At 30.9% G+C, this 14,265-nt stretch carries 8 protein-coding genes and 1 pseudogene; 4 read left to right on the top strand and 5 right to left on the bottom strand.

Annotated features, from left to right (window positions below; translation table 11 throughout):
* Together M3Z80_RS01250 and M3Z80_RS01245 are read right to left on the bottom strand one after the other, a co-directional pair.
* Nucleotides 1-2,401, bottom strand: a pseudogene (locus M3Z80_RS01250) (hypothetical protein); the annotation flags it as partial.
* Nucleotides 2,402-2,685: 284 nt separating this feature from the next.
* Nucleotides 2,686-4,815 (bottom strand): Tex family protein, encoded by a 2,130-nt coding sequence (locus M3Z80_RS01245; protein WP_293916779.1) that lies wholly within the window; start codon nucleotides 4,813-4,815, stop codon nucleotides 2,686-2,688.
* A 290-nt stretch (nucleotides 4,816-5,105) separates the two neighbouring features.
* Between M3Z80_RS01245 and rsmG the strand changes: the two genes are divergently transcribed.
* The 4 genes from rsmG to M3Z80_RS01225 all read left to right on the top strand — a co-directional run bounded on the left by rsmG (nucleotide 5,106) and on the right by M3Z80_RS01225 (nucleotide 10,769).
* Entirely contained in the window at nucleotides 5,106-5,732 is a 627-nt protein-coding gene (gene rsmG / locus M3Z80_RS01240; RefSeq protein WP_293916777.1) for a 16S rRNA (guanine(527)-N(7))-methyltransferase RsmG, read from the top strand.
* Between the two features lie 4 nt (nucleotides 5,733-5,736).
* Nucleotides 5,737-8,706: a tetratricopeptide repeat protein gene (locus tag M3Z80_RS01235; RefSeq protein ID WP_293916775.1), complete on the top strand. Its 2,970-nt coding sequence runs from the start codon at nucleotides 5,737-5,739 to the stop codon at nucleotides 8,704-8,706.
* 21 nt (nucleotides 8,707-8,727) lie between these two features.
* Complete coding sequence (locus M3Z80_RS01230; RefSeq protein WP_293916773.1) at nucleotides 8,728-10,476, top strand: TonB-dependent receptor; 1,749 nt, start codon at nucleotides 8,728-8,730, stop codon at nucleotides 10,474-10,476.
* Nucleotides 10,477-10,547: 71 nt separating this feature from the next.
* A complete protein-coding gene (locus M3Z80_RS01225; RefSeq protein WP_293916771.1) occupies nucleotides 10,548-10,769 on the top strand; it encodes a PspC family transcriptional regulator in 222 nt (73 codons plus the stop codon).
* Between the two features lie 13 nt (nucleotides 10,770-10,782).
* Here M3Z80_RS01225 and M3Z80_RS01220 read toward each other — a convergent pair whose 3' ends face one another.
* The 3 genes from M3Z80_RS01220 to M3Z80_RS01210 form a co-directional block, all read right to left on the bottom strand.
* A complete protein-coding gene (locus tag M3Z80_RS01220; protein ID WP_293916768.1) occupies nucleotides 10,783-11,556 on the bottom strand; it encodes a rhomboid family intramembrane serine protease in 774 nt (257 codons plus the stop codon).
* A gap of 115 nt (nucleotides 11,557-11,671) precedes the next feature.
* The gene (locus tag M3Z80_RS01215; protein WP_293916765.1) at nucleotides 11,672-12,532 is read right to left on the bottom strand and encodes a DUF2911 domain-containing protein; all 861 of its coding nucleotides are present in this window, start codon (nucleotides 12,530-12,532) and stop codon (nucleotides 11,672-11,674) included.
* A gap of 11 nt (nucleotides 12,533-12,543) precedes the next feature.
* A complete protein-coding gene (locus M3Z80_RS01210) occupies nucleotides 12,544-14,226 on the bottom strand; it encodes a glutamine--tRNA ligase/YqeY domain fusion protein (protein WP_293916762.1) in 1,683 nt (560 codons plus the stop codon).
* Between the last annotated feature and the right edge of the window lie 39 nt (nucleotides 14,227-14,265).

Raw genomic sequence — 14,265 nt, 5'->3', positions numbered from 1 at the left:
AAATCAGCGGAAAGGATTTTTTAAGCATTCCCGTTTCATGTTTTTCATCAACTAGATACATATCCCGATCGGTAGGGTTATCAAAAAAGACAATTTTATCACCCTGATCATTACCGAAAGAAGGATTAGAAGAAGAATAGGTATACAAATCTTTGAGTATTTTTTCATATTTGCTTAGCTCAATTATCTCTATTCCGTCATTATAGGTATCGCAAATATCAAAATCTTTTACACTTAAGCTTTGTTTTTGGGATATGAAAATAGTTATGGAACTTACTGTTGTCAACCCGCTTTTTTTAACTTTATATTTTAAATAAATTGTAGGCTTAGCCGGAGCTTTTACACTATATATATATCCGGGAGTTGATTCTTTTAATTCAAGTTCTATAGTACATGCCAGGTTTTTATAAAAGCCGATAATCTCGATGTCTTGGGCAGTTAATGAGGTTCCGTACAAGAAGTTAGGAAGATAGGATTCTAAATCAACTTCTTCTGTTTCATTGGAGTTACATATGGAAGGCATTAACATACCACCGCCATTGCCGCCGCCACCGCCGCCACCGCCGCAATCTGCATCTGCAAGAAGAGTTAATTGGGTATATACTTCACCACAATAATCAGGATGTGAAGCCTTAACATAAATAACACTATTTAGCTTAACATCACATTTTTTGGGATCTATAATTTTTTGCTTGTATTTATCGTCTTTATAATATTCCCATTTTACTGTTGATGGAATCGGATTTATAGTAGAATTTTTAAGCAAATTAGGTTCGTAATGTGTAAGATCTAAGATAACTGTCTGTCCTTCTCTAACATAACAGATAATGGCTTCACTTTTTTGAAGCTCTAGTTTTTTAACCAATTTTACCGTAAATGAAACTAAGGTATAACAATCTTTATCCTTAATTGATTTATTCCATGCTTTAAGGTAAAATTTAACGGTATCGGCGGTAGAACCGGATAAATCTATAGGATAATTTTGAATAACTACTCCAGGTAATTCTCTCATATTTTCATCCAGGATAATATACTCCGTATTACTATCTATTCCGTAATTAAATTTATAGAGATTTACCGTTTCTTTATCGTCATTATCTTCATCACATACAATAAACTGCCGATTATCTTTGAGATCGGGTTTCTTGTTAAGACTTAGCTTTATTTCGGAGTTGATCCAACAAACTCCACTTTTCAATACATTTACATATACAGTTCTATCTCCTGAAAAAGTAAAGGATTTTACTTGATTGTCGGGAATTCTATTTCTTAAATCCTTATCCCAATAATAGGTAAAATGCAAGGTTGAATCAGGATTCATTTCCGATTCATAGGATGTCAAATCTACGGTATAACTATCACCTTTATTTATACAAAAAGGTTTGGGTGTAATTTTATTTGCACTAGGAAATTCCTTATCAAATGTAACTCGTATCGTATCTGTGATGGTTAAACTTTTGCATCCGTTGTAAGTAACCTCCACTCGATAGTACGTATCTGTAGACGGATTTACAACTGAAGTATTTCCCGATGACTGATACGGATAGGAAGAATTTCCATGATACCATCTAACATTAATATCGATTGTTCCATCAGGAGTGAATCTCCAGGCTTCTTTTTTTGCTTCCCATTCACCTGTATTTCTCCCGGGAGCAGAGATTCCATAATTTCCGTAGGAATTTATTAAACCTATTAATGCTCTTTTATCTTTAGGAGTTTTTGGATTTTTGTTTTTATTTCCAACATATATATCTATAATATTGAATGTTTCATATAATACAATTTGGGAAGAGGAATAAATTCGATCAGGTCCGTATTGCTTTAAGTTATCAAAATTTATAATGAATTTACGATATGGAGCTGTACCTTCATAAGCTACCTTAATCTTGCTCGGAGTTGTGTTATTCATATCGTGATATACACCGAATATAGAATTTTTAGGTAATCCTGAATTCGGAATAGGACCTGCAATATAGTAAGGGCACTCTTTATTTCTTTGGGATAAATCAAAACTGACTACCCCATTATCGCTAACAATAATTTTGTTATAACTGTTACCATAAAAGCAAAAATTAAAACCTATATCTACAACTTCATCTCCGAATACATCGTCACTTTTTCCATTGGTATTACTAGTTGAAACTGGAGTACCTTTAGAAAAATCAACATGAGCAGGATATTCAATAGCAGAAACTTTATATTTATTAGATTGTTTTATAATAGGATATTCTGCGGATAACTCAATTTGTTTATTACCGTAAAAATTATAATCGCAATCAACCTTAACAATTTTTGAATTTCCATTATGATCTTTAAGTGATACTTTCGGTTCTTCAAAATCTTGTGCGGAAAATTTACCAATAAAAAATATTAAAACAAACAGCAAATAAAGATTTTTCATTTTTTTTAATTAATTTATATTATTGTATAATTAATCAAATTCTAGCTAATTTAGAATTTTATAAAATACCAAGACAATCAAGGGATAAAGATATAAATTCTTATTTTTTTCGCACTAGTTTTTAATAAAAATTATACTATGTAACCTTCTCTCTAAAAATTTTTATTTACAAAAACGTAAATTTTATATAATAAATATAGCGTAAGGTTAAATAATTTAAAAAATTATATATTATGAAAAATAAATGTGTTGTTTATAAAATTAAAATCGATTTGTGTATAACATTAATCGATCAGAGATAATTGTATTCTTTTTCTTTCAACATCAATATCTATGACTTTTACTTCAACGTGTTGATGAAGTTGCACTACGGTATTTATATCCGTGATAAATTCTTTACATACTTTTGAAATATGAATTAAACCATTTTCTTTAATACCTATATCTACGAAACATCCGAAATTGGTAATATTATTAATGATTCCCGGAACGGTCATTCCAATTTTTAAATCGTCTATTGTTTTTAAAGAAGGATCAAAAGCAAACATTTTGACCTGTTTTCTAGGATCTAATCCGGGTTTTTCCAATTCTGCAAGTATATCTTCCAAGGTTAACATGCCTATATCATCCGTAATATAGCTTTTTATATTTATTTTTTGTATCTGTTCTTTATTACGAAGCAGATCATGTATTTCAACTCCTAAATCATCAGCCATTTGCCTCACGACAGGATAACATTCCGGATGAACGGCAGAGTTATCCAAAGGATTTAGAGAAGTGGGAATTCTTAAGAAACCAGATGCTTGTTGAAAAACTTTTTCTCCAAGCCTTGGTACCTTTTTTAATTCTTGTCTGCTATTAAACGCTCCATTTTCCAAACGATACTTCACTATATTTTCTGCCATCTTTTCTCCTATTCCAGAGACATAGGATAAAAGAGATTTACTCGCCGTATTGAGATTTACTCCTACACTGTTTACACAAGAAATAACTACTGCATCTAGTTCTTTTTTTAGTAAAGTTTGATCCACATCATGTTGATACTGACCTACGCCAATTGCTTTAGGATCTATTTTTACCAACTCAGCCAAAGGATCTGATAATCTTCTACCTATGGAAACCGCGCCCCGTACGGTTACATCATAGGAAGGAAATTCTTCTCTTGCTAGCTTTGAGGCAGAATATACTGAAGCCCCCGCTTCATTAACTACAAATACTTTTAATGCGCGATCAAAAGCTATGGATTGTATCAATCGTTCGGTTTCTCGGGAAGCTGTCCCGTTACCTATGGAAATAGCCTCTACTTTATAAGCATTTACCAAAGATTTTATCTTCTTAACCGCTTCTTTACCTTCTTTCTGAGGCGGATGTGGATAAACGGTATCATTATGCAATAAATTTCCGTTTTCGTCTAAGCAAACTAATTTACAACCCGATTTATATCCCGGATCAATGGCCAAAATTCTTTTTTCACCTAAAGGGGATTGTAATAACAATTGCTTTAAATTGGATGAAAAAACCTGTATTGCTGTTTTATCGGCAGCTTCTTTTGCTATTTGAAATACTTCATTGCTTAGTGCCGGTTCCAATAGTCGCGAAAAAGAATCTTTTATTGCTAAGGAAAGCTGATCTTTGATTACTTTTTCGTTAGTTTTAATTATATATCTACTTATTATAGATAAGGCTTCATCTACCTCTACTTTTACTTTTATTCGTAAAAAGCCTTCTTTTTCTCCTCTTAGAATCGCTAATAATCGATGAGAGGGAGATCTTTTCAAGTTTTCTGAAAAATTAAAATAATTCGAAAATTTCTGCGCTTCATTTTCTTCTTCTTTTCCCTTTATAATTTTGGATTCTATAATTGCCGTTTGTTGAAAAAATCGTCTTAAGCCAGATCTCACAGAATTATTTTCATTGATCCACTCCGCTATTATATATCGTGCTCCTTGCAAGGCTTCTTCAGGAGTTGTAATATTCTCCGACAAGTATTTAGCACCCAACGTTGTTATATTGGGAATTGTCTTTTGGGCACATAAAATTTTTGCTAAAGGCTCCAAGCCATTTTCTATGGCTACAGATGCCTTCGTTTTTCTTTTCTTTTTGTAGGGTAAATAATAGTCTTCTAAAATAGTTAAATCAAAGCAGCTTTCAATGCGATCTCTAAAATCTTCGGTTAAGGCATCTTGTTCTTCAATACTTTTTATAATGAATTCCTTGCGCTTTTGAATTTCTTCAAAACCAGCTTTAAGTTTAGCTATGGTAAATATTTGAACCTCATCCAGGTTTCCTGTTATTTCCTTACGATAACGGGCAATGAAAGGAATTGTATGATCTTCGTCTAACAACTTTACAGTTGCTTCAATACTCCTTGAAGAAATATTGATCTGTTTCTGAATGAATGAGGTTATATTCATAATATTAATTTTAAAAGTAGTAATTCATCTACATTTTTTATGTGATAAAAATAGGTAATATAAAATTAATCGATTCTTTAAAATCAATTCTTCCATCTTTGTTAATATTAATAGAATCGGGCAAAAAAATCAATTTTATAATTAATAATTTATCCATTCTGTCAATAGCTATTATCTATATATTTATCTAATACTTAAATCCTTATTTTCGCTATGCTATCATAAATGTCTATTACAAAATACGGCCTTATATTATTAAAACTTATATTTTTGTATACTCATTACTAAAGATGATAAATTTAATACAAAAGTATTTCCCGAAGATAACTGAAAAGCAGACGAATAGGTTCGCGAAGCTTCCCGAATTGTACGCTCAATGGAATGAGAAGATAAATGTCGTATCTAGGAAAGACATAGATTCCTTACTTGAAAAACATGTTCTTCATTCCTTAGGCATTGCAAAAGTAATGCAATTCACTCCCACTACAAAAATTTTAGATATCGGTACAGGAGGCGGATTTCCGGGAATACCTTTAGCTATACTCTTTCCTGAATCTCAATTTACATTAGTGGATTCCATAGGCAAAAAGATTAAGGTTGTAAATGAAATTGCCCAATATTTAGAATTAGCTAATGTAACTGGCGTAAATGCACGTGCAGAAAATATTGTAGAAAAATTTGATTTTGTGGTAAGCAGAGCAGTTACTCAAATGCCCATCTTTATGTCTTGGATAAAAGGAAAATTTTTAAGTAAAAATAACAATAGTTTACGAAATGGCGTTTTATATTTAAAAGGAGGTGATTTAACTGAGGAGCTCAAAAATTTCCCTGCAGCTAAGATCTTTGATTTAAAAGATTATTTTGATGAAGAGTTTTTTATAACTAAAAAAGTCGTTTATATTAAAAATATGCACTAAAATTATGCGAAAAAAAAACCAATGGCTTATTCCACTGTTAGGAGCAAATCTATTAGTAAATGCTCAACTATCAGAAATTTATTATAACAATTATCCAATAAGCAATGCCAAAGAATTATATGAAAATGAAGCTTATCGAGGTTCACAATATATAATAAATGATTTAATAAATTTTTGCAATCTTAGATCCTACCAGTTGGAAATTGCAAATTTCTACGATGCTCTCATAAGTATTATTTTACAAGACGAAGAAGCCGAAAAGAAATTTGATGCATTTACGAATAAATATCCGCAAAGTGCATTGTCGGAAGGTGCACACCTTCAATTGGGAAATTACTATTTATTGCATCAGGATTATTATCGTGCAGCAGAAGAACTTGCTAAGGTCGACATTGGAAAACTTCCTCCAAGCCAAGTTGCAAGTCAATACATTAAGCTCGGATATGCACAATTTATGAATCAGGATTTTGAAAATGCTGAAAAAAATCTTGAAAAAGGCTCGTATAGTGATCAATATAAAGATCAGATCAACTATTTATTAGGGCATATCGCCTATGCTAATGGAGAGCATATTGAGGCTAAAAAAAGATTTACCTCTCTTTTAAATCATCCTGATTTTTCGGAAAAAATCAAACCTTACATGGTTCAAATTTATTTTAACGATGGTGAATATGACGCTGCAATTACTACCGGAAATTCATTATTAGCCTCTAATAAATATCCGGAACTTAAAAATGAGATTACAAAAATAATTGGAGAATGCTATTTTAAAAAACAAAAATATGCAGAAGCTGAGCCTTATCTTAAAATATATATAAGAAACAGTACTTCTCCTACTTTAAGCGATTATTACCAACTAGGATATGTACTGTATCAAGCCAAAAAATATGACGAAGCTGTCACTTATTTTAATAAAATTACGGTAGGTGACATTTCACCTATTTCACAGAATGCCTATTATCAACTAGGTAATTCTTATTTAAAAACTCATAAAAAGAAAGAGGCATTAAGCGCTTTTAAAGCTGCGGCTGAAATGGATTTTGATAAAAGAATTCAAGAAAATGCTTATTTAAATTATGCTAAATTGAGCTATGAAGTAGGAAATCCATATGAATCTGCCTCTAAAGTTTTAAATACTTACTTAAGTAAATATCCCAAATCCAATTATACTCTTGAGATTAATGAATTACTAATTAGATCATATATTGATTCGGGTAATTTTTTAGAAGCTTCAAAAATTCTTTCTTCAATCCCAAACAAATCTCCTGAATTGAAACTTAAAGAGCAAGAAGTTGCTTATGCATATGGGGTACAGCTTTATAATCAAGGTAAGATCGAATTAGCCTCTAATGAATTTGAGAAAGCTATTCGTTTAAAAAATAATTCGGAATTTTATGCTCGCTCTCTATATTGGATGAGTGATTGTCAATATCAATTAGGTAATTATCGAAATTCTATAGATTATTTACAACTTTTACAAAGCACCGGCAAACTTATACCTGAAAGTCAGCAAATTATGTATCAAAAAGGATACTCTTTTTTAAAATTAAAGAATTTTGATAAGGCTGCTGATGCATTCCAGGAATATCTTAAAAATCCTAAGCAAGAATTTAAAGCGGATGCAGAGGTTAGACTAGCAGATGCTTTTTTAGGAAGTAATCACCTAGATCAGGCAGCCACTATGTACGAACAGGCTTATTCATCCAATAACGAAGATAAAGAATATTCTCAGTATCAAAAAGCTATTGTATACGGTCTTCAAAAAAATTACAAGAGTAAAATTACCGAACTTGAAAAATTTATAAAAGATTATCCTAAATCAATAAATACCATTAATGCTTATTTTGAATTAGGGTCGGCATATGCTGAAATTGGAGATTATAAGAATTCTAATACGTATTTTCAAAAAGTTATCAGCTTTTCAAAAAATAATGATTTGGTGGCTAAATCCTATATAAATATTGCTGATAATTTGACTACTCAAAAAGATTATCAAAAAGCTATTGTAAATTATGGAATTATTGCCGATACTTATGCCAAAACTGAGTATGCATTACAGGCTATTACTGGAGCAAAAACGGCTTTTATAGAAAGCGGCAAAGAAAACGAATACATAGATTGGGCTAAGAGCAAGGGATATAACATTGATAACGCTGAAGCTGAAGAGCTGACTTTTATGTCTGCCCAAAAGAAATTTTTAAATAAAGATTATGAAACAGCCTCTCAAGAATTTACTACTTTTTTAATTAAATTTCCTAATACAAGCCGTAAAATTTCTTCGCTTTATTATTTAGGAGAATGTAATTTTCAAAACAATAATTATACACAAGCTGTAAATGCATTGAAAGACGTAGCAAATTCATCCAATGAATTTCAAGAAGATGCTTTAGTAAGGCTTTCCCAAATTTATCTAAAACAGGAAAAAGATGGAGATGCTCAAAATTCCTTGGAATCTTTGTATAAAATTACTTCGAATCAAAATTATCGATCTTTTGCCGAATTAGAACTTATGTATATCTATTCCGATCAAAATGAATTTAGCAAGGCTAATGAGATGGCTGTAAAAGTGCTGAATAATTCAAAAAATTCTGCTACTGTAAAAGAACAAGCATCTTTAATCAAAGCGCGAAGCTTATATAATACTGGAAAAATCAAGGAAGCTAAATCAATATTTACAACACTTGAGCAATCTAAAAATAATGCCGTAAAAGCCGAGACTTTGTACTATAATGCTTTGTTTAAAAATATCGATAAAAAATACGAGGCCAGTAATTCAGTTATTTTTAATTTGACATCTAAATATTCTGATCAGCAGTATTGGGGAGCTAAAGCATTACTTATAATGAGCAACAATTATTTAAATCTTAAAGATAATTATCAGGCTACTTATATATTGGAGCAAATTATAGAAAATTATAAAGAGTTTCCAGATGTAATACAAGAAGCCCAAGCTCAGCTTAACAAAATTAAATAATTATACCAAGTTTAGAAGTTTATGAATACTCAATATAAAATACTGTCACTTATTTTTTTGCTAACTATTTTTACTAATTTAGGATATTCTCAGATTAAAGAAGAGACTTTAAACATTAGACAAAAGAAAAATCCGCAAGTTAATGTAAAAGATATAGAGAAAAAGAAAACAGACCCCGATAAATATCCACCGACGAATGAAAATATGCCATCAAAAAAGGATTCTTTAAATTATACTATTATCGATGTTCCGGCAGTTTCTGAGTTTCAAACTTCTCAGTTACCTCCTCAATCATTAAATACCGATTTTACTAATTCGTATTACGAAAATCATGCAAAAATCGGATACGGAACTAGAAATACATTGCTAGGAGATCTGTATTTCAATTATCCGATAAATAATAATTTATCTGGGATAAAATTGTCTACACTTTCTACTGATGGCCCTAAAAATAAATACGATTGGAAAACGTCCTCTACAAATATAGACGCCGAAGCTTTTTATATTTTTAAATTAAAAACAGGAAAATTACATTTTGCAGGAAATTATACCTATAACGGATCGAATTATTACGGACTAAATGTTCCAGAATTAAATGCTACTCCAGGGATGAATGTAAGACAAAATACAAACCAACTTACTTTTAAATCAGACTATGATATGTATAGCAATAATTACCTAGATAAAGCTTCTTTAAAAACCGGATATATGTGGGACAAGTTCGATTCTAAAGAAACTTTTGTCGACTTAAAAGCGAAGTTAGCTAAAAGCTCAGAAAATACAAATATTATGTTATCAGGTTTGAATTTTGGTGTAGAAGCAGATGTATTATTTAATTATACTTATACACATTTTGGTATAGATACTAAAAATAAATATTCTTTCCTTACTGCTGGATTTTCTCCCGTATTACGGATATCCAGTATGGGATCTTATCTTAAAGTCGGAGCCAATATCGCCTATAATGGAGAGTTAGAAGGCAACAATACAAAAATATTTTTTCATCCTAAAGCAGAATTTTTGTTCAATGCTGCCAAAGAAATTAGCGTCTATGCTGGTATAGACGGGGGAATAAAGTTAAATAATATGTCGAATCTATTTTCGGAAAATCCGTATTTATATTCTAATCAATTGCTCAGACCTACTAATGTACTTTATAAAGTATATGCTGGTGTGAAAGGAGATATTGATGAAAGTATAAAATATGAAGCAGAAGGTTCTTTCAGCAAAGCAGAAAATCTTTATTTTTATATGAAAAATCCTTACGATCTTACCATATCTTCTAATTTAAAACCCTACAATAGGTTAAATACTTTTAATGCTGTTTATGATGACGGAAATATTATTACCGTTAAGGGTGCTTTACAATACTTTTGGAACGGAGATTTAAGTTTCGGTTTGGAAGGTGAATATCATAACTATAATCTTGATGTACTTAAGCATGCATATAGCTTACCTGACTACAAGATCGGATTAGATGGAAATTATAAAACTTTAGAAGATAAATTGAAATTTGAGGCAAAATTATTTTTTACCGGAGAAAGAAAAAGTAATTATTTCTACTATGAACCTGTATCAGCAACTATTAAAGAAGGAATTACTACGTTGGATAGTTATGTTGATCTTAATCTCTCAGCTTCTTATAAATTGATAAATAATTTTTCAATATTTATAAATGGAACCAATTTATTCAGCAAAAATTATGAAAGATTTCAAGGATATAAAGTTTTAGGTGCTCAAGTGATGGGAGGTGTTTTAGTCCAATTTTAGTATATAATTTAGAGCAAAATTAATAACTTTATAATTCTTATTTTTGTCATTAATTTAATTAATTTATATCTATGTTCAAAAGATTAAGAACTATTTTTGAAGCTAACGGATTTGAGGTTATTTCTCGAATCTCGGAAAAATTTGGGGTACGTGCCTCTAAATTAAGGCTTCTATTTATTTATCTTTCGTTTATTACATTAGGTGGCATTTTTGCTTTATATCTTACTGGAGCTTTTTTTCTATGGATTAAAGATAGCATTATTATTAAGCGTCCCTCTGTATTCGATTTGTAAATTTTTAATTTTTTCAAGTATCTTTTCTGTTTTCTGTCGTTAGATCTTTCTTATCTTCTTTATTTTTAAAGAATTCAGAAGAACTTATGGAATTAAAATCCTCAGGATATTCATTTTTATATCTTTCCCAAAGTTCATCATCATCCGAGTGATCATATTCTTCCGTCTCCCAATTAGGTTTCTTCCTTTTTTTCCCTATATTTCTTAACATATAAGCTAATATAAATCCTGTTACTGCTCCCGAAAGATGACTTTCCCAAGAAATATGCTCTCCATTAAAAATTCCTAACAACTCTCTTGGGAATATTCCCCAAACCATACTCCCATATAAAAAAACGACTAGTAACGATACCGCCATTAATGTTTTTTCACCCCTAAAAATTCCACTAAAAAATAGAAAAAAAGCGAGTACATAAATAATTCCACTTGCTCCTATATGACATGACAAAATAGAAGAATTCATGATCGTAAAATCAGGCAACATCCAAACCACTATCCCTGATATTAGCCATCCATTGATTAACACGAAATAAGCTAATTTATCATAAAATTGAAAAGTAAAAAACGTTAAAACATATAATGGTACTGTATTACTGATTATATGCTTAAGATTTCCATGAAAAAGTGGGGCAAGTATGATCCCTCTCAATCCCTTAAAGCTTAGCGGTATAATTCCATAACATTCTTTTAAAATTATGAAATTTTGCAATAAATACACAAGCCAAATAACACCTATAAGTATGGTAGGAACTATAATGGCTTCTTTATGTATAGGGATCTTATGCACTGAGATTTATTATATGTATTTTTGATTCTTTTTTAATAAACTTAATTTTATCATATTATAATAAAAACGGCAAGAAATTTCTTACCGTTTTTATGTTATTATTTTATTATTAAAATTATAAGATTTTTTTCCATTCTTTAATAGCTTCTGTATTTAATCGGATGTAATCTTTATTTCCTTCTTTTTGGGCTCCCTCCAAAGATTTTTCAGCAGAATCTATTGCCCCTTTTATATCTCCTAATTTTGCCTGAATTTGTGATTTAACTCTAAAATACCAATAAGGAGATTCTCCTTGTTTCAAATCAATAGCCCTATTAATCCAATTCAAGGCTTTTTTCATATCTCCATTAGATTGTAAGTAGTAATTAGCTGAGGCATAATAAGCATTTGCATCAGCTTTTGGATTAGATAAAATCCCTTCTATACTTGCATTGGCTATCTTTTGGGTAGGCACATTAAAAATAACATCTGCTAACACTTGATCCCATATAAATTGTAAATGCGCAGAATTGTCTGAAAGGTTATTAATTCCAATAGTAAAAGATTCCACAGATTCCGCTAATTTTTTTATAGGCACTGTTGTCTTTAATACCACTTTATTATCATCCCATTTTTCAGGATTTCCCCAATTTTCATGATCCGAATAAAAAATTATATCCCATTTATCATCATAAGGAATCGTATATATGGCATATTTCCCTTTAGGAAGAGTTTTACCGTCGATTTCAATGTCATCACCAAATTTGATTGTCGTATTTTCATTGGCACCGGTTCTCCAAATTTGCCCATAAGGTACTAACCCACCGAAAATAACTCTTCCTTTTTTGTTAGGCCGTGAATAAACATATTCAACATCTGTTAAACCCACCATTTGCTCAACTTCAGCTTTTAAACTTGCTGCCGGAGTTTTTACTTGTTGAGCTTCACTAAAATGTGAAAATAATGTAAGAGCTGATAATAAGATTATTTTTTTCATATTTAATACCTTTATTTATTAACGATTTTTGCCCATGTATCTTTTAAAGTTACCGTCCTGTTAAATATAAGATGTTCAGTCGTTGAATCTTCATCTAAAGCAAAATATCCAAGTCTCTGAAATTGGTATTTATTACCAATATTTGCATCTTTCAAGCTAGGTTCGGCATATCCGTAAATAGTTTTTAAAGAATCCGGATTCAAAAAATTTAAAAAATCATCCTCCTGGGTGTCTGGAGATTCTTCTTTAAATAAACGATCATAAATTCTTACTTCAATAGGCAATGCATGTTTTACTGACACCCAATGTAAAGTTCCTTTTACTTTTCGCATACTTTCTTCTGTACCACTACCACTTTTGCTTTTATCGTCATAGGTACAGTAAATTGTCTGAATTACTCCATCATGATCTTTTTCTACAGATTCAGCTTTAATAATGTAAGCACCTTTTAATCTCACTTCTCCGCCTAGAGTCAATCGGAAAAACTTTTTGGGAGCTTCTTCTAAAAAATCTTCTCTTTCGATATATATTTCTCTTGAAAAAGGTACCTCTCTTTCGCCGGCATCTTTATCTTCTGGATTATTTTCAACAATTACCTTTTCCTCTTGATTTTCAGGATAATTGGTAATTATCACTTTAACAGGATTGATTACAGCCATCACTCTAGGCGCAATCTTATTTAAATGATCCCTTACTGTAAATTCTAACAAAGCAAAATCTATAATATTGTCTCTTTTTGCTACCCCTACCCTTTCCATAAAATCTTTAATGGCTTCCGGCGTGTACCCTCTTCTTCTCATACCTGATACCGTAGGCATTCGCGGATCATCCCATCCTGCTACATAATTTCCTTCAACCAAACGCAAAAGCTTTCTTTTACTGGTTATTGTATAACTCAAATTTAATCGAGCAAATTCACGTTGTTTACTCTTTACTTTTGTAGGTTCATATACTTGATCTAAAAACCATTCGTATAAAGGCCTATGATTTTCGAATTCCAACGAACATAAAGAATGAGAAATTTGCTCTATATAATCAGATTCACCATGAGTCCAATCATATAACGGATAGATGCACCAATCATTACCGGTTCTTTGATGATGTTTTTTCAAAATTCGGTACATAACAGGATCTCTCATATTCATATTGGGAGATTTCATATCTATTTTTGCGCGAAGCACACAACTTCCTTCTTCAAATTCTCCATCTTTCATTCTTTTTAAAAGATCTAGGTTCTCTTCTACACTTCTATTTCTATAAGGACTATCAATACCATCCTCAAAAGGATTCTTTTTTTGTTCATTAATTTGTTCAGAGGTTTGATTATCCACATATGCTTTTCCTTCTTTCACTAATTTTACCGCCCAATCATATAATTGTTGGAAATAATCAGAAGCATAGCACTCTTTATCCCAGCTATATCCTAACCATTCAACATCTTTTTTTATTGCCTCTACATATTCTTGATCTTCTTTTACTGGATTGGTATCATCAAAACGTAAATTAACAGGCACCTTATATTTATGCCCCAAACCGAAATTAATCCATATAGCTTTAATATGACCTACATGAAGATAGCCGTTGGGTTCGGGTGGAAATCTAAATCTCAATTTTTCTTTAGGAAAACCATTTTCCATATCCTCTTCTATAATCTGCTCTAAAAAATTTAAAGGTTTTGTTTCTTCTTGGTGCATAATATAATTTAGTTATAAGCTTACAAATTTAAGTCATTT

This window comes from Apibacter sp. (assembly GCF_025291155.1).
Lineage (GTDB): Bacteria > Bacteroidota > Bacteroidia > Flavobacteriales > Weeksellaceae > Apibacter.
This window is presented reverse-complemented; position numbering and strand designations above follow the sequence as displayed.

Excerpts from the sequence above, each read along its gene's own strand:
- M3Z80_RS01215 (WP_293916765.1), bottom strand. The coding sequence starts at position 12,532 with ATGAAAAAAATAATCTTATTATCAGCTCTTACATTATTTTCACATTTT.
- M3Z80_RS01235 (WP_293916775.1), top strand. The coding sequence starts at position 5,737 with ATGCGAAAAAAAAACCAATGGCTTATTCCACTGTTAGGAGCAAATCTA.
- M3Z80_RS01245 (WP_293916779.1), bottom strand. The coding sequence starts at position 4,815 with ATGAATATAACCTCATTCATTCAGAAACAGATCAATATTTCTTCAAGG.
- M3Z80_RS01225 (WP_293916771.1), top strand. The coding sequence starts at position 10,548 with ATGTTCAAAAGATTAAGAACTATTTTTGAAGCTAACGGATTTGAGGTT.
- rsmG (WP_293916777.1), top strand. The coding sequence starts at position 5,106 with ATGATAAATTTAATACAAAAGTATTTCCCGAAGATAACTGAAAAGCAG.
- M3Z80_RS01210 (WP_293916762.1), bottom strand. The coding sequence starts at position 14,226 with ATGCACCAAGAAGAAACAAAACCTTTAAATTTTTTAGAGCAGATTATA.
- M3Z80_RS01230 (WP_293916773.1), top strand. The coding sequence starts at position 8,728 with ATGAATACTCAATATAAAATACTGTCACTTATTTTTTTGCTAACTATT.